The sequence below is a fragment of the Bradyrhizobium sp. CCBAU 11434 genome (assembly GCF_028128895.1).
Classification (GTDB): domain Bacteria; phylum Pseudomonadota; class Alphaproteobacteria; order Rhizobiales; family Xanthobacteraceae; genus Bradyrhizobium; species Bradyrhizobium zhengyangense.
This window is the reverse complement of record NZ_LBJX01000003.1, coordinates 691-22,303: the sequence shown is the minus strand read 5'-3', so window position 1 is coordinate 22,303 and position 21,613 is coordinate 691. Positions and strand designations below refer to the sequence as shown.

At 62.4% G+C, this 21,613-nt stretch carries 30 protein-coding genes and 1 pseudogene; 21 read left to right on the top strand and 10 right to left on the bottom strand.

Going from position 1 to position 21,613, the window contains the following annotated elements; translation table 11 throughout:
• Positions 1-225: 225 nt before the first annotated feature.
• Complete coding sequence (locus tag XI06_RS05370; RefSeq protein ID WP_271604734.1) at positions 226-1,782, bottom strand: ISL3 family transposase; 1,557 nt, start codon at positions 1,780-1,782, stop codon at positions 226-228.
• A gap of 300 nt (positions 1,783-2,082) precedes the next feature.
• Here XI06_RS05370 and ku (XI06_RS05365) point away from each other — a divergent pair, with 300 nt between their 5' ends.
• The 4 genes from ku (XI06_RS05365) (at position 2,083) to XI06_RS05350 (ending at position 4,217) form a co-directional block, all read left to right on the top strand.
• Positions 2,083-3,012, top strand: coding sequence for a non-homologous end joining protein Ku (gene ku / locus XI06_RS05365; RefSeq protein WP_271604733.1), 930 nt, complete (start codon positions 2,083-2,085; stop codon positions 3,010-3,012).
• A 50-nt stretch (positions 3,013-3,062) separates the two neighbouring features.
• Complete coding sequence (locus XI06_RS05360; protein WP_271604732.1) at positions 3,063-3,290, top strand: hypothetical protein; 228 nt, start codon at positions 3,063-3,065, stop codon at positions 3,288-3,290.
• A gap of 30 nt (positions 3,291-3,320) precedes the next feature.
• A complete protein-coding gene (locus XI06_RS05355; RefSeq protein ID WP_271604731.1) occupies positions 3,321-3,923 on the top strand; it encodes a cell envelope biogenesis protein TolA in 603 nt (200 codons plus the stop codon).
• A 66-nt stretch (positions 3,924-3,989) separates the two neighbouring features.
• Positions 3,990-4,217, top strand: coding sequence for a hypothetical protein (locus tag XI06_RS05350; protein ID WP_271604730.1), 228 nt, complete (start codon positions 3,990-3,992; stop codon positions 4,215-4,217).
• Positions 4,218-4,263: 46 nt separating this feature from the next.
• On the opposite strand, the gene XI06_RS05345 is transcribed toward XI06_RS05350, so the two are convergent.
• A complete protein-coding gene (locus tag XI06_RS05345; RefSeq protein WP_271604729.1) occupies positions 4,264-4,530 on the bottom strand; it encodes a hypothetical protein in 267 nt (88 codons plus the stop codon).
• A gap of 254 nt (positions 4,531-4,784) precedes the next feature.
• Here XI06_RS05345 and XI06_RS05340 point away from each other — a divergent pair, with 254 nt between their 5' ends.
• On the top strand, positions 4,785-5,204 hold the full coding sequence (locus tag XI06_RS05340) for a CopG family transcriptional regulator (protein ID WP_271604728.1): 420 nt from the start codon (positions 4,785-4,787) through the stop codon (positions 5,202-5,204).
• Positions 5,205-5,209: 5 nt separating this feature from the next.
• Positions 5,210-6,373 (top strand): extracellular catalytic domain type 1 short-chain-length polyhydroxyalkanoate depolymerase, encoded by a 1,164-nt coding sequence (locus XI06_RS05335; RefSeq protein WP_271604727.1) that lies wholly within the window; start codon positions 5,210-5,212, stop codon positions 6,371-6,373.
• A gap of 14 nt (positions 6,374-6,387) precedes the next feature.
• Here the strand turns inward: XI06_RS05335 and XI06_RS05330 are convergent, their stop codons facing one another.
• The 3 genes from XI06_RS05330 to ligD all read right to left on the bottom strand — a co-directional run bounded on the left by XI06_RS05330 (position 6,388) and on the right by ligD (position 9,488).
• Positions 6,388-7,503, bottom strand: coding sequence for a sensor histidine kinase (locus XI06_RS05330; RefSeq protein WP_271604726.1), 1,116 nt, complete (start codon positions 7,501-7,503; stop codon positions 6,388-6,390).
• A 5-nt stretch (positions 7,504-7,508) separates the two neighbouring features.
• Positions 7,509-8,300 carry an alpha/beta fold hydrolase gene (locus XI06_RS05325; protein ID WP_271604725.1) on the bottom strand — a complete coding sequence of 264 codons (792 nt, stop codon included), beginning with the start codon at positions 8,298-8,300 and terminating at the stop codon, positions 7,509-7,511.
• 267 nt (positions 8,301-8,567) lie between these two features.
• Positions 8,568-9,488 carry a non-homologous end-joining DNA ligase gene (gene ligD / locus XI06_RS05320; protein WP_271604724.1) on the bottom strand — a complete coding sequence of 307 codons (921 nt, stop codon included), beginning with the start codon at positions 9,486-9,488 and terminating at the stop codon, positions 8,568-8,570.
• A gap of 110 nt (positions 9,489-9,598) precedes the next feature.
• Here ligD and XI06_RS05315 point away from each other — a divergent pair, with 110 nt between their 5' ends.
• Positions 9,599-9,784 carry a DUF3606 domain-containing protein gene (locus XI06_RS05315; RefSeq protein WP_271604723.1) on the top strand — a complete coding sequence of 62 codons (186 nt, stop codon included), beginning with the start codon at positions 9,599-9,601 and terminating at the stop codon, positions 9,782-9,784.
• Between the two features lie 30 nt (positions 9,785-9,814).
• On the opposite strand, the gene XI06_RS05310 is transcribed toward XI06_RS05315, so the two are convergent.
• The gene (locus XI06_RS05310) at positions 9,815-10,723 is read right to left on the bottom strand and encodes a 3'-5' exonuclease (RefSeq protein ID WP_271604722.1); all 909 of its coding nucleotides are present in this window, start codon (positions 10,721-10,723) and stop codon (positions 9,815-9,817) included.
• A gap of 158 nt (positions 10,724-10,881) precedes the next feature.
• Between XI06_RS05310 and XI06_RS05305 the strand changes: the two genes are divergently transcribed.
• The 6 genes from XI06_RS05305 (at position 10,882) to XI06_RS05280 (ending at position 14,225) form a co-directional block, all read left to right on the top strand.
• Complete coding sequence (locus XI06_RS05305) at positions 10,882-11,313, top strand: pyridoxamine 5'-phosphate oxidase family protein (RefSeq protein ID WP_271604721.1); 432 nt, start codon at positions 10,882-10,884, stop codon at positions 11,311-11,313.
• A 2-nt stretch (positions 11,314-11,315) separates the two neighbouring features.
• Positions 11,316-11,588 (top strand): hypothetical protein, encoded by a 273-nt coding sequence (locus XI06_RS05300; RefSeq protein ID WP_271604720.1) that lies wholly within the window; start codon positions 11,316-11,318, stop codon positions 11,586-11,588.
• A 96-nt stretch (positions 11,589-11,684) separates the two neighbouring features.
• Positions 11,685-12,614, top strand: a complete 930-nt coding sequence (ku, locus tag XI06_RS05295; RefSeq protein WP_271604719.1) for a non-homologous end joining protein Ku — start codon at positions 11,685-11,687, stop codon at positions 12,612-12,614.
• The gene (locus XI06_RS05290) at positions 12,611-12,946 is read left to right on the top strand and encodes a hypothetical protein (protein WP_271604718.1); all 336 of its coding nucleotides are present in this window, start codon (positions 12,611-12,613) and stop codon (positions 12,944-12,946) included. Before ku (XI06_RS05295) ends, XI06_RS05290 begins: the two co-directional genes overlap by 4 nt.
• Positions 12,947-13,609: an HAD family hydrolase gene (locus tag XI06_RS05285; protein WP_271604717.1), complete on the top strand. Its 663-nt coding sequence runs from the start codon at positions 12,947-12,949 to the stop codon at positions 13,607-13,609.
• 7 nt (positions 13,610-13,616) lie between these two features.
• Positions 13,617-14,225: a cell envelope biogenesis protein TolA gene (locus tag XI06_RS05280; protein ID WP_271604716.1), complete on the top strand. Its 609-nt coding sequence runs from the start codon at positions 13,617-13,619 to the stop codon at positions 14,223-14,225.
• 158 nt (positions 14,226-14,383) lie between these two features.
• Here the strand turns inward: XI06_RS05280 and XI06_RS05275 are convergent, their stop codons facing one another.
• Entirely contained in the window at positions 14,384-14,734 is a 351-nt protein-coding gene (locus XI06_RS05275; protein ID WP_271604715.1) for a response regulator, read from the bottom strand.
• Positions 14,735-15,038: 304 nt separating this feature from the next.
• Here XI06_RS05275 and XI06_RS05270 point away from each other — a divergent pair, with 304 nt between their 5' ends.
• The 7 genes and pseudogenes from XI06_RS05270 to XI06_RS05240 all read left to right on the top strand — a co-directional run bounded on the left by XI06_RS05270 (position 15,039) and on the right by XI06_RS05240 (position 19,599).
• Positions 15,039-15,359: a hypothetical protein gene (locus XI06_RS05270; RefSeq protein ID WP_271604714.1), complete on the top strand. Its 321-nt coding sequence runs from the start codon at positions 15,039-15,041 to the stop codon at positions 15,357-15,359.
• Between the two features lie 34 nt (positions 15,360-15,393).
• Positions 15,394-16,014: a hypothetical protein gene (locus tag XI06_RS05265; protein ID WP_271604713.1), complete on the top strand. Its 621-nt coding sequence runs from the start codon at positions 15,394-15,396 to the stop codon at positions 16,012-16,014.
• A 117-nt stretch (positions 16,015-16,131) separates the two neighbouring features.
• Positions 16,132-16,584, top strand: a complete 453-nt coding sequence (locus XI06_RS05260) for a hypothetical protein (protein ID WP_271604793.1) — start codon at positions 16,132-16,134, stop codon at positions 16,582-16,584.
• A 190-nt stretch (positions 16,585-16,774) separates the two neighbouring features.
• Positions 16,775-17,229, top strand: a pseudogene (locus tag XI06_RS05255) (Hsp20 family protein).
• An 87-nt stretch (positions 17,230-17,316) separates the two neighbouring features.
• Positions 17,317-17,637, top strand: coding sequence for a hypothetical protein (locus XI06_RS05250; protein ID WP_271604712.1), 321 nt, complete (start codon positions 17,317-17,319; stop codon positions 17,635-17,637).
• 12 nt (positions 17,638-17,649) lie between these two features.
• Complete coding sequence (locus tag XI06_RS05245; protein WP_271604711.1) at positions 17,650-17,835, top strand: hypothetical protein; 186 nt, start codon at positions 17,650-17,652, stop codon at positions 17,833-17,835.
• 273 nt (positions 17,836-18,108) lie between these two features.
• Positions 18,109-19,599, top strand: coding sequence for a PAS domain-containing protein (locus XI06_RS05240; protein ID WP_271604710.1), 1,491 nt, complete (start codon positions 18,109-18,111; stop codon positions 19,597-19,599).
• A 30-nt stretch (positions 19,600-19,629) separates the two neighbouring features.
• On the opposite strand, the gene XI06_RS05235 is transcribed toward XI06_RS05240, so the two are convergent.
• Positions 19,630-19,899 carry a hypothetical protein gene (locus tag XI06_RS05235; RefSeq protein WP_271604709.1) on the bottom strand — a complete coding sequence of 90 codons (270 nt, stop codon included), beginning with the start codon at positions 19,897-19,899 and terminating at the stop codon, positions 19,630-19,632.
• Positions 19,900-20,141: 242 nt separating this feature from the next.
• Here XI06_RS05235 and XI06_RS05230 point away from each other — a divergent pair, with 242 nt between their 5' ends.
• Positions 20,142-20,369: a hypothetical protein gene (locus XI06_RS05230; RefSeq protein ID WP_271604708.1), complete on the top strand. Its 228-nt coding sequence runs from the start codon at positions 20,142-20,144 to the stop codon at positions 20,367-20,369.
• Positions 20,370-20,596: 227 nt separating this feature from the next.
• Here the strand turns inward: XI06_RS05230 and XI06_RS05225 are convergent, their stop codons facing one another.
• Entirely contained in the window at positions 20,597-20,827 is a 231-nt protein-coding gene (locus XI06_RS05225) for a DUF6894 family protein (protein ID WP_271604707.1), read from the bottom strand.
• 309 nt (positions 20,828-21,136) lie between these two features.
• Positions 21,137-21,400, bottom strand: a complete 264-nt coding sequence (locus XI06_RS05220; protein ID WP_333909307.1) for a hypothetical protein — start codon at positions 21,398-21,400, stop codon at positions 21,137-21,139.
• Positions 21,401-21,613: the final 213 nt, after the last annotated feature.

Genomic DNA, 21,613 nt, shown 5'->3' with positions numbered 1-21,613 from the left:
GCCGCAGTCCGCCTTCTCCAGCGTCCAGGTGACGTTCTTCCACCATGAGAGCGATCGCTGTCCGAGCAACCGTCCCCAACGGTGGTCGCCGTACGGCTCGGGCGGCGGCCAGCCCATTCCCGGATCGTTGGCGAACTCGATCAACCATGTGGATCGGCGCGGCTTTTGCCCCCCGATCGGCGCCCAACATTGGCTCTGACGCATATTCGATGATCGTCTTTGTTTTTATGGCGCGCCAATCAGCCTAGCCTGAAGGAGATCGAGCTTAGCGCGCCCGTACATCTGCCGTTTGACCAGCTTGAGCTTGGTGATCTGAGCTTCCACTTGGCCATTGGACCAGGGTTGCGTGATAGCCGCGTGCACCGCGCCCTTATCGTTGGCGATGCCATTCGCGAACGAGCCGATGAGGCTCCGCTTGGATGCATCTATCCAAGGTTCGAGCTCGATCTCGACCCTCTTTCGGATCATCGCGTGGAAGCGGCCAACGAGAGCGTGGGCATCGGCCAGCATAGGAACGCTTTGTTCAATAGCGGCAACCGTGACGGTCTCGGCCTTGGTTAGGTGGTCGCGCTTCGTCGTCATTAACTGCGCTATCGTCCTGGCGGCGGGGACCTTCTGCAATTGTTGATGGCTGATAGTCTCGGAGCGTCGCCGTCGCGTGGCCCATTCCGCCACCACGCGCAGCGATCCCCTAAAGCCTTGCCCTCTCAAACGGCGCCAGAGTTCGGCACCGTTGCGACAGCCGCCTGACCACTGCGCGTCCAGGAACGGCAGGTGCCCATCCAGGGCGCTTTGACGAGTCCGGAACATATCCGTACCGCCGCCGCGACTAATTTGGCGAACCAGATTGCGACTATGTCCTGTGCGGCGGACGATCTCCTTGAGCGGCACACCGTCGCTGACAAGAGCGGCAATTGCGGCATGGCTGTCCTGGCGTCGCAGATAGCCCTGATAGCGAAGCTTTTCCGCGCAGGTCAGCAGTTTAGGATCGATCGTCGTCGCCCCGATTGCGGTCCGGATTTTGCTCATGGAGCGGCGCACCGCATCAAGGAAGGCCGCGCTCGCGTTTTCCATCAGATGCCAGCGGTCGGCGACTTGGATGGCGTTCGGGAGCGCCTTGGCTGCTGCCTCGCCATATCCACCACCGCGATCTCGCGACACAATGCTGATGCCCGGGTGCTTCGACAGCCACGCCTGAACGGTCGCCATTTCCCGGTCGGGCAGCAAGGCAACGATCCGCCGACGCTCCAAATCGCACACGATGGTCCCGTACCGACGGTTTCTCCGGAACGCCCAGTCATCAATGCCCACAACAAGCAATGGATCCGTCGGCATCGCCGTCCGCCGGCGGACCACCCGCAGTAAGGTATCGTTGCTGACAGGCAGCATGAGCCGCTTGGCGAAGCCTGCTGCCGGCCGGCCGCCAAGCGCCAACCCCAGGTGATGCACGATGTGTTCGAGCCGTGCCGTCCGACGCCGTCGAAGCGGAACGACGTCTTCTCCGAACCGCTCCGCGAAGATCCGCCGGCGGCAATGCGGCACCTCGCATGTGAAGCGCCGCGTGAGCAATCGGAGGCGCACCTTTCTGCCCGCTGATGGCAAATCGGCAACGTGCCGGACGTAGCGGCTATGGATGCGGCTCGACGCTGTCGCGCACAAAGGGCACCGAGCCTCCGCAGCTTCCGACCTAACAGCCAGAATAAGCGAATCCATTGAGTCACTTACACCATCAAACACCAAACCACTCGGTACTAGCGATGAGATTTGAAAGTCCGTCCGCATGGCGCTGATTCTCCGTTTGAGAACCACAGTCGCCCGGCAAACTTCATCAGAAATGAGTCAGACCCAATATTCAGAGCCGCTACACAGCACGTTCATCGGCTCCACATTACCGGCCAAAACCTCCACGAGGTACCCGGATTTCGTGCCATTCACGGGCTTTTCGAAGGTATGCGCCGGGGTTGGAGGGCCTCGGCCTAGTTCGGGCTGCAGCGGGTCCAGATTCTTCCGCCGGACATGTCGGAACCATGCTGTCCCATTCGTCTTGAATCCAGCCGACCGTCCATTCGGAGTACCGCGTTCATGGCCCCCCGCGCCAACTGGAAAGGCTTCCTTCGCCTGTCGCTCGTCACGTGCCCGGTGGCGCTGTACCCGGCGGCCTCGGAGAGCGAAAAGATCTCGTTCAACCAGCTGAATCGGGCGACCGGCCACAGGATCAAGTATCTCAAGGTCGACGCCGACACCGGCGACGAGGTCCCGAACGAGGACATCGTGAAGGGCTACAAGGTGGACACCGACACCTTCATCGAGGTCACCAAGGAGGAGCTCGAGAACGTCGCTCTGGAATCGACCCGGACCATCGAGATCGACGAGTTCGTCGACAAGACCGACATCGACCCGCGCTATCTGATCCGTCCCTACTACCTGCGCCCGGACGGCAAGGTCGGCCACGACGCCTTCGCGGTGATCCGCGAAACCATCCGCGAGATGGACAAGGTCGCGATCGGCCGCGTGGTGCTGACGAACCGTGAACACATCATCGCGCTGGAACCCCTGGACAAGGGTCTGATGGGGACGCTGCTGCGATACCCATACGAAGTCCGCGATCCGAAGGAGTATTTCGACGAGATCGATGACGTCAAAGTCACGAAGGACATGCTCGATCTGGCCAGGCACATCGTCGAGCAGAAGGCCGGCAACTTCGAACCGGACAAGTTCGAGGACCAGTACGAAACCGCCCTGGTCGATCTCATAAACCAGAAGCGGGCCGGCAAGCCGATCACCCCGAAAGAACGGCCGCGGGGAGAAAACGTCGTCGATCTGATGGACGCGCTGCGGAAGAGCGTCGGCGGCGCCGCGGCCGAGACTAAGGCTTCGAAGAAGCCGGTCAAGAAGGCGAAAAAGGCCTCGGCAGGCCAAAAGGAAATGCTTATGCCGATCGCCGGGAAGAAGCCGGCGAAGGAAACCGCAGCGAAGAAGCCGGCGGCCGGAGCGCGGCGGAAGTCGGCTTAGGAACATAGAGGTCTTGATAACGCTTGCTTCTGCAAACGTAGGAGGACTGCATGGACGCGCGCGAAACTTCGGCGATGACAGAAGCCTCCGGACTGCCGAACGATCAGAACGGCTTTGAGAATCCTCTTCCCGGAACGTCGGGGATGAGGAAACAAACGGACCTCCGGCGGGTCGCGGATGAATTGACGGAGCGGCTCAGGAAGATGACGATAGAGGCGCCGCTGCGCTCTCTTTTGGCGGCTTTCGTGCTAGGAGTTTGGTTCGCTCGTCGGCGCTGAAATCGAATCTTGCGGTCGCCTCCAGCCTCCATGCCGAGAAAGCTGAAAACCTACCAAACGTCGCTGGGCTTCTATGATCTCGCGGTCTCGGCGCCATCGATGAAGGCGGCGCTGGATGCCTGGGGCGCGGGTAGCAACCTGTTTCATCAGGGCGCTGCGAAGGAGACGGACGACCCCGACGTTGTTGCCGTGACGATGGCGAAGCCTGGCGTAGTGCTCAGGCGCCCCGCTGGATCGAGTGGAGGCTTTGCGGAGCATTCCGACCTGCCGACGAGTGAGGATATCGAACATCCTCGCGCGAGCCGATCGAAGGCGAAGAAGTCCACGGCTCCGAAAGTCAGCGAAAAAGCGGCCAGCAAGGCCGCGATCGATTTTGAGCTGCGGCGGAAACAGCGTGAAGCCGAGCGCCGGCGCGAACTTGCCGAAGAAGCCAAAAAGCGTGAGCGGCGTGATCGGACGACCGCCAAGGCGCAGGCTGCTTTCGACGAGGCACAGCGCTCGCATGATCTCCGCGCAGCCGACATCGAAGCGGAGCGCGCCGCCGTCGAGAAGAGAAGGCAGGACGAAGAGGCTCGCTGGCAAAAGGAGAAAGCAAAGCTCACCGATGCCTTGCGCCGTGCAAGGAACGAGTAGCGCCGTCGGAACGGAGCGCATCCGGATCCGTTGGATCCGTGCATCTTTCACAATCGGAGACGGCACATGAAATGGATTTTGGTAGCGGCTTGCACAGCCGTGATTTCTCTCGCCCTGGCGCCCACTGCGGACGCCAAGGGCTGCATCAAGGGTGCCATCGTCGGTGGCGTCGCCGGACACATGGCGGGACACGGCAAGCTCGGCGCTGCGGCCGGTTGCGTCGTAGGTCATCACGAAGCGAACAAGGCGGACGCCAACAAGGCAAACGCTCAGGCTCCTGCGGACCAAAAGTGATCGCTTGACCCGCGCGCCGAGTCGGCGCGCGGGTTTATGATGCATCTCAGTGTGATGGCGGGCATTCGGGACAAGTGTCGCCGATCGACCCGAGCACGTCGCCGATCTCCGTGACGGCTTCCTCCGGCGAGAAGCCGGAGGGCGGATCCTGGCGGGCGATGTCGAAGGCGCGTTCGCGGGCATGAGGATCGGCACGGTCCTGCGCCCAGCCGTGCTCTTCGCATTCATGGATTGCGCCGGCCTCTTGCAATATTGCGAGCGCCCAACCTCGCAGCATTCGGACCGCCGGGCGTCTCTGTTTCTTCATCAGCATGCCGTCGCTCCTGCTTTAGGAGCGAATCCTTCCACCCCTCGGTCGTTCCGCCGGTTAGCACGGGACTGGGATTCTGAATCGGCAGGGCGAAGGATTGTCCCCCTGTTCCAGTCGCCTTGGTCGTCGTCGAATGTTTTCGCCTCTGCGGCCAAAGTCTGGCGCCCTTTCTTCGAGGCTTGGCCACTGGCCCTCTTGCTTCGGGCGTCTTGCCATCCATATACCATCCATACAGATGGTTTAAGGAAGGTCTCAGGATGCCCTCGAATGTCCAAGAACTGAGGCCGAAGCCTCCTGAAAGCGAAAAGATCACCATCAATCTCGGCTTCGTTGACCTAGGCCACATCGATCTGATGGTGAAAGACGGGTTCTATTCGAACCGCACGGATTTCATCCGGACGGCGATCCGCAATCAGCTCGAGCGTCACGCCGACGTCGTCAAGCAATCCACCGCCCGTAAGGGCCTGGATCTCGGCCTCCGGCATTACACGCGCGCGGATCTCGAAGCGGCGCGGCAAGCCGGCGAGATGCTGCACATCAATGTGCTCGGCCTCGCCACCATCTCGCAGGACGTCACGGCCGATCTCGCGCGCGCCACCATCGGCTCGGTCTCGGTGCTCGGCGCCCTCCATGCCACCCCGGCGGTCAAGGCCGCTCTCGCTGACAGAACAAGGTGAACACGATGTTGAATCAGGAAACGCTGCGAGAAGCCACGCGATTGACCCGGGCGGGGCAACTGACCGAAGCCACGGCGCTGCTACAGCGCATGTTCCAAGGAGAGCACGCGCCCGCTGCGGCATCACTCGTCCCGCAGCTCGTCGGTCTGCCGCCCACCATCGACCTCAAATCAAACCGCATCGGCAAGGCCGCCCCCAAAGCTCCGGGGATCACGGCACGTGGACACCGGCCGCTGTTCGATCGGGCCAAGGACGGTACCTGGCTCGGTCTGCGGGGCGCCAAGCATGCGCCATCTTCGAAGGCCGACATCGTGCCGGAAGGCACGAAGTTCATCGACGGCAAGTACAGCAACAACGCCGGAAGTCGGTCCTACAAGCTGTTCATCCCCAGCGGCTACCAACGAGGTCAAACGCTCCCGCTGGTCGTCATGCTGCATGGCTGCACGCAGTCGCCGGACGATTTCGCAGCCGGCACCAGAATGAACTTCATCGCGGAAGAACAGAACTGTCTGGTGGTCTATCCGGCACAGCCCGGCGGCGCCAATCCGTCCAAGTGCTGGAACTGGTTTCGCGCGGCCGACCAGCGCCGCGACGAAGGCGAGCCCTCGCTCATCGCGGGCATCACGCGCCAAGTCATGCGCGACTACTCGATCGATCCAAAGCGCGTCTTCGTCGCCGGCCTCTCAGCCGGAGGTGCCGCTGCAGCAATCATGGGAGCCACCTATGGCGATCTCTACGCGGCGGTCGGGATCCATTCCGGCCTCGCTTGCGGAGCCGCCACCGATATGCCCTCGGCGTTCACCGCCATGCGGAACGGGGGCAAAGGCGCTCGTCCCGCGGCGACCGGCCCGGCGATCCCGACCATCGTTTTTCACGGTGATCGCGACGCCACCGTGCATCCCGACAACGGCGCCCATGTCGTCGAACAGGCTATCGGAGCGACCAGGACGCAGAAGAAGGTGCATCGCGGGCAAATTCCGGGAGGGCATGGATATACGCGAACCACCTACGTCGATGGCCAGCGCGAGATCCTGGAGCACTGGAACATCCATGGCGCCAGCCACGCCTGGTCGGGAGGGAGCCCCGCCGGATCCTATACTGACGGAGAGGGACCGGATGCCACGAAGGAAATGCTGCGCTTCTTTTTGGAGCATCCGCACGCCGGATGAAATCTGAAACCGGGTTAGTTCGACGGCATCGTGAATGTGAAGCGCGTCTCCTTCGGAGACGACGACACGGTCAAATAGCCGTCATGCGCCTTCGCGATCTGAGAAGCGATGTAGAGCCCCAACCCGAGTCCTTGCCTGCTTGCGCGGGCCTCTCCGCGGAAGAACGGCTCGAACACCTTCTCCATGGCCACTTCCGGTATGGGCTCGCCGGCATTGGCGACCCAGAGTTCGAAAGAACCATCATGTGTTTCGGCGTGAACGACGACCGGCTGGGCGGATGTGCCGTGCGTTAAGGCGTTGCCTAGAAGGTTGGAGAGTAGCTGGCCGATGCGCGTGCGGTCGCAATTGACCGGCCGATCGATTGCGAAGTCCGCAAGGATCTCCCTGCCGGGTGATCCCATGCGCAGTTCGTCGACGACCTGTTCGAGTTCGGGTTGGAGCGGCCTGCGGGCGTCGCGCTGCAGGGTGATGCCGCCGCCCAGCCGGCCGCGTGCGAAATCGAGCACATTGTCGATCATCGCGCTCATCCGGATGACGGTCGACTGCAGCATCGCGGTGACCCGGTGCTCCTGCTCGCTCTGGACCGTCCGATCGAGGATACGCGCGCCGGCGCTGATCGAGGCGAGCGGATTGCGCAGATCGTGACCGAGAACGGCGATGAACTGCTCGCGAAATTGCGATGTTTCGTTCTCAAGCCGTAGCAGCTCCTGCGTGGCCTTTTCCGCTGTCACGGCCAGATCCTTCGCCAAAAGAAGCTCCATTTCGTACCGGCGCCGGTCGGTCGCCTTGATCAAAGCGATGCGGATACCAAGGGCGTTTCCGTCCGGATCGCGGCGCTCATTGGCGTTCGCGATAGTCTGCAGCGGATCGCCGGCCGCCGTGAGCATGTCGATCGCGAACTCGTTGAAGAAACCCTGCATCCGGAGCAGGGGTGCGATGTGGGTTTCGAAATAGATGCGGCCGGGAAAGGTGAGGAAATCGCTCAAGCGCTTCCCGACCATTCGATCCGCGGCGTGCCCGGACCATGCGAGGAACGTCCGGTTGACGTGTTCGATGCGCGTATCTGCGCGTAGCGTGATGTAGCCGCACGGCGCATTTTCGATCATGTCATCGAAGTTGGGACCGGCCATGCTCACTAGACGAACGTTCGCATGGCGGCGACCACCTCTTTGGGGGCGCTGAGGTTCGGACAGTGTCCAGTCGCATCGAGGACGATCATCCGGCTGCCCGGTATGTTGCGGTTGACGAACTCGCCGACCTCAAGCGACGCGATGATGTCCTCTTTGCACTGGAGGATCAGAGTCGGGATGGCGACGCCTGCCAGGTCCTTGCGGTTGTCGGAGGTGAAAGTGACCCGGGCAAACGCCTTCGCGATCTCCGGATCGGTCCGGCAGAAGCTGTTGGTCAGTTCTTCGCCGAGTTCGGGGCGGTCGGGATTGCCCATGATCGCAGGCGCCATCTGGGTCGACCAGCCCATGTGGTTGGACTCAAGGAACCGCAGCAGTTCCTCGATCTGCGCAGCGCTGAAGCCGCCCACGTATCCGTCGTCGTCGATGTATCGGGCCGAGGGTCCAACGAGAACGAGCTTGCCGAACATGCCGGGGGCCTTCTGCGCGGCGAGCACGCCGATCATGCCGCTGACGGAATGCCCGACGAAGATGGCATCCTCCAGTTCGAGTTCGCGGCCGATTTCGACGAGGTCGTCGGCATAGCCCGATAGGCTCGAGTATTTGGACTTATCGTAAGCAGCGAGATCCGACCCGCCTGCGCCGACCTGGTCGAACGTGACCGTCTCGAAATCCTTCTCGAACGCCGGAGCCACGAAACGCCACATGTTCTGGTCGCAACCAAAGCCGTGCCCGAACACAATAGCCCGGTCGCCGGCACCTCGAACGTTCACGTTGTTTCGCTCGATGACGCCTGACATTACATGCCTCGCAAAGCGCGGCGATGCGCCGCCCCTCACCTTATCCGGGATCACACCAGCGTTGCGAGCCCCGGGAGCTGGAACCCTTAACTTTTCGACGCCACTTGACGAGTTCATTCAGTCCGATGAACTCCTCACGCCCCTACGGAGCAGAGGGCGTCCGGGCATTTATCGGCAGTAGGCCAATGCAATGGCGCAACGTAGGGTCACCAGCGATCTGCCTCGAAGCCGACGGTGGCCAGGCCGTCAGTCGCCATCGTCGACCGTTCAGAGGTCTTCTCTAAGTCCCCTGAAGAAGGGGTGCCGGACCTTGCCTTCGGCGGACTTCGCGCGGTACTCGATCTCCGCAAGCAGCTTCGGTTCGACCCAGACGCCCTTGTGCGCGATCCGCTTGGCGTAGGGCTGGGTTTTCCGGACGAGGGGCTCCAGCCGTCTTCGGAGCTCGGCCGTCGAGGTTTTGTCGAACCCGTGGTCGACCTTGCCTGCGTAGACGAGATCGGCGCCCTTTCGCCGTCCGACGTAGAGTCCGTCCCACTTGGTGCCGTCGAGGGCGAAGCCCGCGATGGTCAGCGTCTCGCGCTGAGCGCAGGTCTTCTTCACCCAGTTGTTGCCGCGGCCGCTGGCGTAGGTGCTGTCGCGGACCTTCGAGACCACTCCCTCAAGTCCGAGCTTGCATGCGTGGGCGAACATCTCGGCGCCCTCGATGTCGAAGCTTTCGCTGAACTGGACATCGGTCCCGGCGATGATCTTCTTGAGCTCTGCCTTCCGCTGATGGAGAGGAAGCTTCCTCAAGTCGCGGCCGTTCAGGTAGAGCAGGTCGAAGGCGACGAGGACGATGCGCTTCGAACTCCCCCGTAGCTCGTTCTGCAGCACCGAGAAGTCGGTGGTGCCGTCGGCGGCCGGCACGACGATCTCACCGTCCACGACCGCGGAGCTCGCCTTAATGCGCCAAACGTCTTGGGCGACCTTCTTGAAGCGATCGGTCCAGTCGTGGCCGCGGCGGGTGAACACCTTGACCGCCTCATTGTGCAGATGGACCTGCACACGGTAGCCGTCGAATTTGATTTCGTGAATCCATCGATCTCCGGACGGCACCCTCTCGATCGGCGATGCCAGGGCCGGCTCGACGAAATCCGGGAACGGTGCCTTGACGCCGATATCGGCAGGCTTCCTACGCGCAAACGCCACGAACCAACTCCACGCAACAAACGTGATTCAAGATGGCACACGTGGAATCGTTCCGGAACCAGTGAATCCTTGTGACGTTGCTTCGACATCGTTCAATGAAGGAGCCGACCATGGCAAAGGCAGCGAAGAAGACCACGCGAGGACGCAATCAGGACCGGGCCCGCGTCGCCGGCGGACAGAAGCACGAAGTTGGTTACGAAGCCAAGAAGACCAAGCACTCGGCTTCCGCCGTCAAGAAGGCGGTCAAAAAGGTCGGCAACACCCGCAAGAAGGTGGAGAAGCGTCTCGGGCGGTAGCCGCCTCGGGGGCGCGAACACCTGACCGCCTCAGATCCTGCAGGAAAAGCGGGTGAAGGCGGTCAGCGTCTGCAGGCGCGGCTCGACGTCGCGCAGGTAGACCTCGGTTTTCAGGAACGCGAGCTCGTCGTCGACGGCGGACTCGCCGACATCGACGTACCAGGACTTGGGGCGGCCATCCGTACCGTCGCTCCACCGATAACCTCGCCTTTTCAGCGAATCCTTCAACTCGAACGGCGACTGCTCGGCCCAAATCCTGATCGTCTTCCGGCGTGCCGTATCGAGCAGGACCGCGAGCGCCGGCGCGCCGGTCGTCGGCAGCGTGAAGTCCAGGACTTCCAGCAGCGCATGGCAGTCGTCGACGGCCCTATGGGCCTGGTGGAAAAAGCCCGCCCCGTTGAGCAGGTATCCGAGCTGGCTTCCCGCGAAACCGTGCGCCCGCCAGTCGATCTCGCTCATGCTGCAGGCCCAGGCCTTGTGCTCGAACACCGGCCAGTACCGCTCGACGAACTTGCGATCGAAACTGGAATTATGCGCGATCGCGATCACGCTGTCCTCGACGAAAGCCGCGACCGCTGCATCGTCGAGTCTGTGACCAGCCACCATCTCGTCGGTGATCCCGGTTATTTTCGTCACTTCCGCCGGGATCGGCACCGACGGCTCGTTGAACGCGGAGAAGACATCCCGCACGCCGACGATGCGGCCGTCGTGGGCGTAGTCGAATTTGACCATGCCGAGCTCGATGATCTCGTCCTTTCGGTGATCGAGGCCGGTGGTCTCGGTATCGAGCAGGATGCCGGTCCGGACCTCTTGTCCGATCGACGGAGCGTACGGAATCCTTGGGACGAGCCGCCGCAGGACGCGAAAATCCGGCGACAGGTTCAAGGCGTCGGCCATCGCGGCCAAGTTGATGGTATCCTGAAACATCGTCGGCAACATACCGGCCTCTCAGGTCGCGGCACATGGAAAATTGGCGCGATTCACCGCCCTTTCGGGGAGTTGGGCCGGTTCCGACATGCTGGGGGATTCCGGACGCGCGCGTTCGGATGGAGGAACACGAACGCTCCTTGCCGGTTGCCCCGACCCCGGAGGAATTCATGTCCAAGAAAACACTCGCCGAGATCGCGAAGGAAATGGCCGATATCGACATCGCCATTCTCTCGACCCACACCGAAAACGGCGAGATCGCCAATCGCCCGATGAGCAACAACGGCGACGTCGCCTACGACGGGACGTCGTACTACTTCAGTTACGAACAGGCTCGGGCGGTGTCGGACATCCAGCGGAATCCGAAGGTGGCGCTCGGCTTTTCGTCCGAGGCGGGTCTTTTTTCCCGAGGGATCTACGTCGCTGTCGAAGGCACGGCCGAACTGATCCGTGACAAGGCTGCTTTTCGGCAGCACTGGACGAGCGATCTCGACAAGTGGTTCGACAACGGCGTGGACACGCCGGGTATCGTCCTTATCAAAGTGACGGCGAAGCGAGCCACCTACTGGGCCGGGCGCGACGAGGGCGAAGTCGAGCTCTGAGCGTGCGCCGGGCCCTTCTGTGGTTCTTTCGTAACCGGGAAACCGGCGAGATTACGATCGCACAGGCGCCCAATCTCGCCTTATGGATCGTGATGGTCGCGGGAATTCTCCTCTGGATCTGGCCGTCGGCCGGTCGATTGAGCCTAGGCCTGACGGTCATTTTCAAAGGGGGGCTGTTGGTGTGGGCCGCTGACGAGATCGTCCGCGGGGTCAATCCGTGGCGGCGCTGCCTGGGGGCCGCCGTGGCGCTCTATGAGATGACGACGATTATCTAATTGATTGCAAGAATGGTGGTCGAAGGACGGTCCGATGTCGGAACCGACCAGCCTCGTTCGTCTTGAATCCAGTCCCCATTCTGGAGTTCCGCGTACATGGCCCCCCGCGCTAATTGGAAAGGCTTCCTCCGCCTGTCGCTCGTCACGTGCCCGGTGGCGCTGTACCCAGCGACGTCCGAGTCCGAGAAGATCAGCTTCAACCAGCTGAACCGGGCGACCGGCCACCGGATCAAGTATCTGAAGGTCGACGCGGATACCGGCGACGAGGTTCCCAACGAGGATATCGTCAAGGGCTACAAGGTCGATACCGACACCTTCATCGAGGTCACCAAGGAGGAGCTCGAGAACGTCGCTCTGGAATCGACCCGGACCATCGAGATCGACGAGTTCGTGGACAAGACCGACATCGATCCGCGCTACCTGATCCGCCCCTACTACCTGCGGCCGGACGGCAAGGTCGGTCACGACGCCTTCGCGGTGATCCGGGAGACGATCCGCGAGATGGACAAGGTCGCGATCGGGCGGGTGGTGCTGACCAACCGCGAGCACATCATCGCGCTCGAGCCGCTGGACAAGGGCCTGATGGGGACGCTGCTGCGCTACCCCTACGAAGTGCGAGATCCGAAGGAGTATTTCGACGAGATCGACGACGTGAAAGTCACTAAGGACATGCTCGATCTCGCCAGGCACATCGTCGAGCAGAAGGCCGGCAACTTCGAACCGGCCAAGTTCGAAGACCAGTACGAAACCGCCTTGGTCGATCTCATCAACCAGAAGCGCGCAGGCAAACCGATCACGCCGAAGGAACGTCCGCGCGGCGAGAACGTCGTCGACCTGATGGACGCGCTGCGCAAGAGCGTCGGCGGTGCTGCAGCCTCGCCGTCGGCTTCGAAGAAACCGGCCAAGAAATCGAAGAAGGCGGCGGCTGGCCAGAAAGAAATGCTGATGCCGATCGCGGGCAAGAAGCCCGCGAAGGAAGCGGCCGCGAAGAAGCCGGCCACAGGGGCCCGGCGAAAGTCGGCGTGAAGAATCCGGTGACACCGGACGGCCGCTACTTCGTCGTCCGCGGCCGGCTTTGGCGGATGGCCAACCCGGGCCTTGATGAGGCGCAGAGATCGAAGCTGACAAAGCGACTCATGACAGCCAGGCGGGCTGTCCGGGACGCCAAGGCGCAGGAAGATCCGAAGGCCGAAGCGGCGGCCCATCGTGCCGTGGACGATGCCAAGACAGCGCTCGGCGAGCGAGGCCCCGTCTGGTGGGGCGATGGTTCGCCCGACGTCAACCGCCACATGGCGAAGAACACGATCTACGCCGACTGGTATGCGAAGACAGGGCGGTTCCGCCCGGGAGGATCCTGAATGCCCAAAGCCGCCATCTTCGACGTGGACGGGACCCTGCTCGACTCGGTCGATCTCCACGCGCTTGCTTGGCACGAAGCCATGGTGAAGTTCGGTCACGATGTCAGCTTCGAGCAGGCGAGGAGCCAGATCGGCAAGGGCGGCGACAAGCTGATACCGCATTTCCTCACGGCCGACGCGCAGCGCGACCACGGCAGCGAGATGGAGAAATGGCGCGGCAAGCGCTTCGAGAACGAATATCTGCCGCTGGTGCGTCCCTTCTCCGCGGTCCCGAACCTGCTGCGCCGCGTGCGCGATGCCGGGCTCCGCATCGCCATCGCGTCCTCCGCCAAGAAGGATGAGCTCGAGAATTACCTCAATATCGCCGGCATCGCCGACCTGGTCGACGTCACGACCAGTTCGGACGACGTAAAGGAATCCAAGCCGGCCCCCGACATCTTCGAGGTCGCTCTGGGCAAGCTCGGGATCGGAGGCGGAGATGCCGTCGCGATCGGCGACACCCCCTACGATGCCGAGGCGGCGGGAAAGGCCGGCATCCGGACGATCGGCGTGCTCTGCGGCGGTTTTACCGAAGCATCGCTGCGGCAAGCCGGATGCGCCGAAGTCCGCCCCGGGCCGGCAACGTTGCTGGCCTGCTTCGCGGATTCGCTCCTCGCAAAGTAGGCGCCGCATGGCGCGAAAGCTGAAGACCTACCAGACCTCGCTTGGCTTCTATGACCTCGCGATCGCGGCGCCGTCGATGAAGGCGGCGCTGGAGGCGTGGGGCGCCGGCAGCAATCTCTTCCATCAAGGCTTCGCCAAAGAGACCGACGATCCGCACGTCGTCGCCGCGGCCATGGCGAAGCCCGGCGTGGTGCTGAAGCGCGCAGCCGGGTCGAGCGGGAGGTTCGCCGAGCATGCCGAATTGCCCGTTCTGGGCGACGAGGCAAGTGGCCCGAAGAAGAAGGCTCGTCGTCCGGAACCGAAGCGGCAAGCGGCGCTGAAGGTCAGCGACGAGGATGCAAAAAAGGCCGCCGCGGAGTTCGAGCGCGAACAGAAGCGTCGCGATGCCGAGCGCCGCAAGGAGGAGGCGGTCCGGGAGAAGGAGCGGGCTAAGCGCGAGAAGGCGATCGCGAAGGCGCAGGCGGCGCTGGACGCCGCGCAGCGGGAGCATGAAAAACGATCGGAGGTGCTCGACGCCGAGCGGCGCCAACTGGAGAAGCGGGTCGGGGGCGAAGACGCGCGCTGGGAAGGCGAGAGAGAAAAGCTGAAGGATGCGCTGCGCCGCGCTCGCGAATAGGCCATGCTTCGCTAAATTCTACACTATTCAACCAGCACCCCGGAGGCACGCCTTCTACGAAGATCTGCAGCCGGCCTCCGCGCGTGATTGACTGCGCGGGCGGATCGCACGTGAAAGCGGCACCGCATCTGTCCTTCCACGTTCCTGCGGCGTGAACGTCAAGCGGAACGACCTTCGGTGGCCTTCCTTATGGCCGACACGATCTCGTCCGGATGGTAGGGCTTCTGCAGCAGGACGCTCCCCGGTACGGGCCGAGGCTGGACTGGCGAGAATCCCGTCGTGTAGATCACCGGAAGGTCCGGATCCTGTTCTCGGCAACGCTCGGCGATTTGCCATCCATCGATCCCTCCCGGCAGCTTGACGTCCGTAACGAGCACGTCTGCTACCTTGCACCACTGCAAGGCCTCCTCTCCATTGCGTGCGTGAATCACGTCGAGGCCTTCCTCCCGTAACGCTTCGACCACGAATTCGCGGATCAGGACGTCGTCCTCAACGACCAGTATTCGCACTGCATTTCCTCGCCAATCGTACTCCGGATGGAGTTCAAAACCGCACAGACGATCGGCAGTTCCCTTCCCTTGTTCGGAAAGCCTCGCCGGCGGAGATCGCCCCGCATTCGAGGCGTCGCGCCTCCGCGACCTGCGTCGGCGGCGCTGTAATCGGCCTCGACCGCGCTTCTTTCAATTGGGCGATATCTGATGGTGCAGGTCCATTCCATACCAGCCAAGGATTGGCTTCGTTGAAACCGAATCGGGAAAAATAGGAACACCTTGCCTGTAAACCTGTTGTGCCCGGCCACTACTGGAGGACGATATGAATAGGAAGTTTTTTCTGCTGCTAACCACTGCATCTCTTCTGGCCGGTCCGTCGTTCGCGCAAAATCCGCCGGCGACCGATCGCCCGAACAATGGCGCGGTCAACAGTTCCGGCCAAAACAATTCCGACAAGCCGGTTTCAGGCGCCAACAGCTTCACCGAGGGCCAGGCCAAATCCAAGATCGAGCAGGCCGGCTATTCCGGTGTGACGTCGCTGAAGAAGGACGACAAGGGGGTATGGCGCGGCAAGGCCAGCAAGGGCGGCGCTTCGACGGATGTCAGCCTCGACTTCCAGGGCAACGTGAACGCCTCCAAGTGACCAAGCCGCAGCAGCCAACTCAGAAGGATCCGATATGACGGTTACGATTTCTCGTCTCTACGACAACTACTCCGATGCGCAGCGTGCGGTGACGAACCTGGAGGCGGCCGGCTTGCCGCATTCGGATCTGAGCATCGTCGCCAACAACTCGGACAACTGGTACAGCACCGACAAGAAGGTCGATCGCGACCGCGACGGGGTCGACGATCGTGCCGAAGGTGCCGCTACGGGAGCGGGCTTAGGCGCGGGTCTCGGCGGCGCTGCCGGGCTGCTTGCAGGCCTCGGATTGCTGGCCATTCCGGGCCTGGGCCCGGTCGTCGCGGCCGGATGGCTCGCATCGACGGCGCTGGGGGCCGTCGCCGGCGGCGCCACAGGCGGCGTCGTCGGGGCGCTGACGCAGGCGGGCGTCTCGAACGAGGAGGCTCCGCTCTACGCAGAAGGCGTGAGGCGCGGCGGCACGATGGTTTCGGCCCGCGTTCCGGATGCCGATCGTGCGCGGTACGAAGCGATCCTCGATCAGTCCGCCGTCAATCTGCGCGACCGTAGCGCGGCCTGGCAGAAGGCCGGATGGAAAAGCTACGATCCCTCGGCCCAGCCGTACGGTGCGGACGAGGTCCGGAAAGAGCGTCAACTCTACGGCACGAACGTGCGTTGAATCAGTCGGCGGTCCGCTTAGGCGGGCCGCCGTTTCCTTCTGTCGTCGCACTTCTCGCGTCGGCGACCATAAAAGGATGGCGAGATGAGCAGACCGGAAGCGGTGGCCAAGTGGGCGATGACGGCTTCAGTAGCCCTCGCACTTTGCCCATCTGCTGCGCCGGCGCAGACCGTGAGATGGACGACGTTCACCATCCCGGCGACCGGCACTTCCGTCGACTTTCCCGCCTCGATCTTCACCGAGGAAGCCGGCAAGCCCGACGGCCAAGGCCAGCGTTTCACGACGTCCGACGGCCGTGCCGACCTCACGATTCAGTCTGCGCCAAATATCTCCGATGACTCGCCGGCGGTCTTTCTCGCAAAGAAGCATCCGCCCTCGCGGATCCAGTACAAGCGCGTGACGTCGCGTTTCTTCGCTGTGTCGAGCTACAAGGGCGACAAGGTCTTCTACGACCGCTGCAACTTTTCGAACCGGAAGATCCATTGCGTGCTCATCAATTATCCCGCCAAAGAAGAGCACGATTGGGACGGCATCGTCACGCGCATCAGCCTCTCTCTCCGCGGCGGTTGATCCCTTAACCGTCCCAAGTCCTTGGCCGAAAAATTTTTCGGCGGCCCCTTGAAACTTTCCCCGAAATTTCGCAATTTTTCCGGCGTCGCCACTCGGCGATCGGGATGCCATCAGGGTCCCGCCACTTGAGACGGGCACCGGTCGTGTCCGGTGCCGCTCGTAACCATTTTGCTCTCAGGAGGATCTGGCTATGCGCACTGTAGATTTTTCGCCCCTGTTCCGGTCGGCCATCGGCTTTGACCGCCTTTTCGACCTCGCCGAAGCCGCCCAGCGCGTGGGCGAGGAAAGCTATCCCCCTACAACATCGAACGCCTCGACCAGAACCGCTTCCAGATTTCCGTCGCGCTCGCCGGTTTCAAGCCGGACGAGGTCGATCTGACCGTCGAGCAGAACGTCCTCACGCTGGAGAGCCGCAAGAGCGACAAGGAGGAGCGCACGTTCCTGCATCGCGGCATCTCGGCGCGCAACTTCAAGCGCCAGTTCACCCTTGCCGATCACGTCGAGGTCAAGGGCGCCAGCTTCGAGAACGGCCTGCTCGTCATCGACCTGCAGCGGGAGATCCCCGAGGCGAAGAAGCCGCGGCGCATCGCCATCAACGGCGTCGCCCTCGGCAACGTCGCCCAGATCGAGGCCAAGGCCGCCTGACGCCTGACTGAAATAGGCATGATGTAAGCCGCGCGGGTTCGTCCTCGCGCGGCCTCTCCTCAACTCGTCTCGAATATGGAGGTAGCCATGCGGCCGACGACCGCTTTCGACGACAACATTATCGACCTCAACGCCGTCCTACATCCCGGGACGGTATTCGAACATCCGCGGGACGTGGTCTCGCATCTCGCCCTCAGCCTCTCCGAAAAGCGTGCCATCCTGGCCTCGTGGGCCTCAGACGCCTCGGCCATCGCGTCCTGCCCCTCGCTGCGGGCGCCGGAGGGGCTGAAGGCGCCGGTGACTATCGATGTGATCCTGGAGGCGCTTCGTGCGTTGGACGATGGTCCTCGCAATCCGCCCGGCGGAAAGCCGATGCGTCTGCGGCCGGTCGACCGGGCCGCCGCCTAAACAGGGAAGACGATGCAGATCTCCGAAATGTCGCAAGGCAAACCTGAAGCCATCGACCCGGATCTCGCGCGCGAACTGCAGCGGCAGGTCGCCGAGTGGAAAGCGATGCGGGCTCCGCTGCGGTCTCGCACCGCCTCCGGTGTGCAGGTCGAACGTCGGTTCAAACGCCGGCCTGCCATCTCCTCGCTGCAGATCTGACGAACAAATGGCCATCGCCTTCGGTCGATCCGGCGATCCCGAGTGGCCGAAGGAAAACCACGAAGGCTACCGGACAGAAGGATAAGCTGATGCCGATCGCCGGCAGGAAGCCGGCGAGAACGCGCGCCCGGTGGGAACGGGGCGCCACGGAACGGAGCTATTCGCGAAACGGTCGCGACAGCGCAGCGCCGCATCAAAGTTAGGGCTGGCTATGTTTCAGTAACTGAAACAAGGTCTACATCGAAGGAACAGCCTCCAAAGGAATCTCGCCACGTGAGCACTTCAGAACCTGACGAACATTTCCCGTTCGGCGGCGGTGAAAATGGCGCCCTTATTCGTTCCCTCGATTGGTCGAAAACCAGCTTGGGGCCGTTCTCTGAGTGGCCAGAGAACCTGAAGACCACGGTCGGTATTCTGCTGCGCTCACCCGTACCAATCGTGCTCCTGTGGGGACCGGACGGCATCATGATCTACAATGACGCCTACTCGATTTTTGCGGGAGGCCGGCATCCCTTGCTGTTTGGCTCCAAGGTCCGAGAAGGTTGGCCCGAGGTGGCCGACTTCAATGACAACGTGATGAAGGTGGGCTTGGGCGGGGGCACGCTGTCTTACCGAAATCAAGAACTGACGCTTCACCGCTCCGGGGTTCCCGAGCAGGTCTGGATGAACCTCGATTACAGCCCGGTGCTGGGGGAGAATGGCCGTCCGGAAGGCGTTCTCGCCGTGGTCGTGGAAACGACGCAACAGGTTTTGGCGGAGCGAGCGTTGGCGAAAGCGGAGGAGCGACTGCGCCAGGCGCTGAACGCCGCGGGTATGGTGGGTACGTTCGCTTGGCATGTGCGGTCCGACACCTTCTATTCCGACGCTCGGTTTGCGGAAATGTTCTCGGTCGATCCTGCCAAGGGAGACGATGGAGCTCCATTGTCGGATTACCTCGCGGGCATTCACCCGGAGGACGTTCAGCGGATCGCCGACGCCATCAACCGCTCCGTCGTCACCGGGGAAAAGTATGTGCAGGAGTACCGGCTTCTGCGCAAGGACGGTAATATCCGCTGGGTCGAGGCTCGCGGAGAGTGCTTGTACGGTGAGGACGGCAAACCCGATCGCTTTGTCGGCGTCGTGGTGGACGTGACCAATCAGAAAAATGCGCAAGAGCGTCAACGGTTGCTCGCGCGGGAAGCCGATCACCGAGTGAAGAACATTTTCGCCAACTTCCATTCGATGATCACACTGAGTGCTCGGTCTGCGGGAAGCCCGAAGGAGATGGCTCACGCTCTTCGCGGTCGATTGGATGCGCTGTTGCGGGCCAAAGATCTCATCCGTCCCGGCATCATGGGCACGGAGCACGAAAGCGAGCAGACGACGATGGACACGCTGGTGCGCACTGTGTTGCAGCCCCATGAAGATGGCTCGCCCGATCGCATCGTCATGAGCGGACCCGATGTGCCTGTCGGAGCGAAGGCCGTCACAGGCCTAGCATTGGTGTTGCATGAGTCTGCGACGAATGCGGTCAAGTACGGGGCTCTCTCTCGACCGGATGGTTCGATCCACGTCACATGGGACGCGAGCGGTGATGACCTCCGTCTTGACTGGGATGAAAGCGGCGGTCCCGAAATCGATGTAAAACCGCACGCTCGTGGTTTTGGCAGTATTCTGACCGAGCGCAGCGTGACCGGCGAGCTTGGGGGGCGGATCGAGCACGACTGGCGGCGCAATGGCCTCAGGCTGAAGTTGAGCATACCATTGGAGCGCCTCGCGGCTTGAAAGTGGTTTCGCGCATATCTATTCGGTCCGTCAGCGGTCTTCGGTCGGACACTCAGGACAGGTGTCACCGATCGAATTCAGGACATCGTCGATCTCCGCGACGGCTTCGTCCGCGGATACGCCGGCCGGCGGATGCAGACGGGCGTCATCGATGGCCCGCCCGCGCGCGTGAGGGTCGGCCCGGTCCCGCGCCCAGCCGTGCGCCTCGCATTCGTGGATGGCGCCCGCTTCTTGCAGCACGTGGATCGCCCACCCACGCAGCGTCCGGATCGCCGGCCGTCGTTCTTTCGTCATCAGCATCGAGATCAACTCCTGCCGGAACGAATCCTTGGACTGCCGGCGCGTTCCTGGCGGTTAGCACGGGCCAGGGATTCCGAAATGCCGGGGCTCCTTCTTGTCCACGTGTTCCTGACCCTGTGCAAAACGTGGCGACGCCGGTCGCCTTGTCCTCCTCTCAGGCCCGGCCTGCCTCGATAGCGAAAGCTAATCAAGCCCTATCGGGACCTAAGGGAACACGTCGGCCTTGGACTTGTTTCCATTCCATGAGTGAGCCTTTACCCGTCGTCATGGAAAATTCGATTCAGATCGCTTGGGATTACCTTGAGCGCACCGGTGACCTCGGCGATCCGACGATTGCGAGCAAGGTTCTGCTGGACTCGGTGGAAACACTGGTTCGTCGCGGCGAGCGTCGGGTCTTGATGCTCTCGAACATGGCCATCAGCGACTACAAGAAGTTCCGCGCCGACCGCCCGCTGGAGTTGGTCACCTGATAGATCCCGATTGCCAGATCTGCTTCGGCTTGGGCTGGGTCTGCGAAAACCACCCGTTCCAGACTTGGGACGAGAAGGGCTGTCAGTGCGGGGCGGGCATGCCATGCGAATGTCAGCAGGCGAACGGTCTGGAAGAACCCGATGTCTCGAAGGTCATAGCGCGATCACCCACACCGAAAACGCAATGAGCGCCGTGAGGACGATCGCCGCTATTATCATGAGCTTCGTCACTTCGGCTTCTCGGCACTGATACGCAGGGTGTAGAGCGGGTTCTGAAACTCGTCGACCACCTCCATGCTCCAGTCCTCCTGCAGGCGCAATCTGCCGTCGAGTCCTTGCAGCATCTGTCCTGCTGTCACCGTCGCCTCCCGCCATGCCGCATGCTTGTCGGGCAACTCCTCGCCCTCTCGGTCTAGTTCGGTCTGGCCGTGATGAACGTGAAAATAATACCTTGGCATAGAGATCCTCACATGCCGCTTCTCGAGGTCGGAGAGACGGCCCCGGTTGGGGGGCTTGGGGGCAAGTAGACCGGGGCCGCTCCGCCAGCATCGGCGGCGATGCTCGGCAGGTTATCAATCGGCCTGCGATGCCGGTGGTTCCACGTCGTTCGACGCAACCGGAGATTCGTGGCCGGTCGCCGCCGGGTATGCGAAGCTCGCGGCGATGTGTTTTCACGTCTCGGAGGGGAAGCCGATGCGCCTTGCATTGCCTTATCTGGGTATCGGTCTCTGCACGTCGCTGGCAGCGTGGCTATCGGTGCTGCTGCTTTACTGACGCGGAAACAGATCGATGCCTGGCGGTAGTATCCGCACGTAAGTGCCGCTTTCGTGCATTTCCAGCCAGCCTCGCCCGACGGCGAACTCTAGGCCGGCGCCGAACTCGCTGCCTGTTGCCTTCAGCGTGAAAAGGAATGGCGCGTTGATTTTTTCGATATAGAAACCTGCGAAACGCCCGGCGAAGGTCCACGACAGGGCACCGGCAACGCGCAGACTTCGAGAAGGAGCATCGCCGACGCGACCCGAGCGACGCAAGGAGGAGGCCGCTCGCGAGCGGGACCTCGCCCGCCGCGACAAGGCTGTCGCCGAGGCGCGCGCCGATCTCGACGAGATGACCCGATCAGCAACTAGAGGGCGCGGCAGCCGCATCGGCCGCGCGATGAGCCCGCCCGAAACAACGCGCAGCGGTTCCTTCGCAATTGCGCCAGACGCGTTAAGACCAACGTCACCAAAACATCATCTAGACCG

Excerpts from the sequence above, each read along its gene's own strand:
- XI06_RS05225 (WP_271604707.1), bottom strand. The coding sequence starts at position 20,827 with ATGCCAAGGTATTATTTTCACGTTCATCACGGCCAGACCGAACTAGAC.
- XI06_RS05340 (WP_271604728.1), top strand. The coding sequence starts at position 4,785 with ATGCCCTCGAATGTCCAAGAACTGAGGCCGAAGCCTCCTGAAAGCGAA.
- ku (WP_271604719.1), top strand. The coding sequence starts at position 11,685 with ATGGCCCCCCGCGCTAATTGGAAAGGCTTCCTCCGCCTGTCGCTCGTC.
- ku (WP_271604733.1), top strand. The coding sequence starts at position 2,083 with ATGGCCCCCCGCGCCAACTGGAAAGGCTTCCTTCGCCTGTCGCTCGTC.
- XI06_RS05270 (WP_271604714.1), top strand. The coding sequence starts at position 15,039 with ATGAATAGGAAGTTTTTTCTGCTGCTAACCACTGCATCTCTTCTGGCC.
- XI06_RS05305 (WP_271604721.1), top strand. The coding sequence starts at position 10,882 with ATGTCCAAGAAAACACTCGCCGAGATCGCGAAGGAAATGGCCGATATC.
- XI06_RS05310 (WP_271604722.1), bottom strand. The coding sequence starts at position 10,723 with ATGTTGCCGACGATGTTTCAGGATACCATCAACTTGGCCGCGATGGCC.
- XI06_RS05345 (WP_271604729.1), bottom strand. The coding sequence starts at position 4,530 with ATGCTGATGAAGAAACAGAGACGCCCGGCGGTCCGAATGCTGCGAGGT.
- XI06_RS05260 (WP_271604793.1), top strand. The coding sequence starts at position 16,132 with ATGACGGCTTCAGTAGCCCTCGCACTTTGCCCATCTGCTGCGCCGGCG.
- XI06_RS05265 (WP_271604713.1), top strand. The coding sequence starts at position 15,394 with ATGACGGTTACGATTTCTCGTCTCTACGACAACTACTCCGATGCGCAG.
- XI06_RS05330 (WP_271604726.1), bottom strand. The coding sequence starts at position 7,503 with ATGGCCGGTCCCAACTTCGATGACATGATCGAAAATGCGCCGTGCGGC.
- XI06_RS05350 (WP_271604730.1), top strand. The coding sequence starts at position 3,990 with ATGAAATGGATTTTGGTAGCGGCTTGCACAGCCGTGATTTCTCTCGCC.
- XI06_RS05250 (WP_271604712.1), top strand. The coding sequence starts at position 17,317 with ATGCGGCCGACGACCGCTTTCGACGACAACATTATCGACCTCAACGCC.
- XI06_RS05355 (WP_271604731.1), top strand. The coding sequence starts at position 3,321 with ATGCCGAGAAAGCTGAAAACCTACCAAACGTCGCTGGGCTTCTATGAT.
- XI06_RS05360 (WP_271604732.1), top strand. The coding sequence starts at position 3,063 with ATGGACGCGCGCGAAACTTCGGCGATGACAGAAGCCTCCGGACTGCCG.
- XI06_RS05325 (WP_271604725.1), bottom strand. The coding sequence starts at position 8,300 with ATGTCAGGCGTCATCGAGCGAAACAACGTGAACGTTCGAGGTGCCGGC.
- XI06_RS05285 (WP_271604717.1), top strand. The coding sequence starts at position 12,947 with ATGCCCAAAGCCGCCATCTTCGACGTGGACGGGACCCTGCTCGACTCG.
- XI06_RS05280 (WP_271604716.1), top strand. The coding sequence starts at position 13,617 with ATGGCGCGAAAGCTGAAGACCTACCAGACCTCGCTTGGCTTCTATGAC.
- XI06_RS05235 (WP_271604709.1), bottom strand. The coding sequence starts at position 19,899 with ATGCTGATGACGAAAGAACGACGGCCGGCGATCCGGACGCTGCGTGGG.
- XI06_RS05245 (WP_271604711.1), top strand. The coding sequence starts at position 17,650 with ATGCAGATCTCCGAAATGTCGCAAGGCAAACCTGAAGCCATCGACCCG.
- XI06_RS05370 (WP_271604734.1), bottom strand. The coding sequence starts at position 1,782 with ATGCGGACGGACTTTCAAATCTCATCGCTAGTACCGAGTGGTTTGGTG.
- XI06_RS05315 (WP_271604723.1), top strand. The coding sequence starts at position 9,599 with ATGGCAAAGGCAGCGAAGAAGACCACGCGAGGACGCAATCAGGACCGG.
- XI06_RS05335 (WP_271604727.1), top strand. The coding sequence starts at position 5,210 with ATGTTGAATCAGGAAACGCTGCGAGAAGCCACGCGATTGACCCGGGCG.
- XI06_RS05230 (WP_271604708.1), top strand. The coding sequence starts at position 20,142 with ATGAGTGAGCCTTTACCCGTCGTCATGGAAAATTCGATTCAGATCGCT.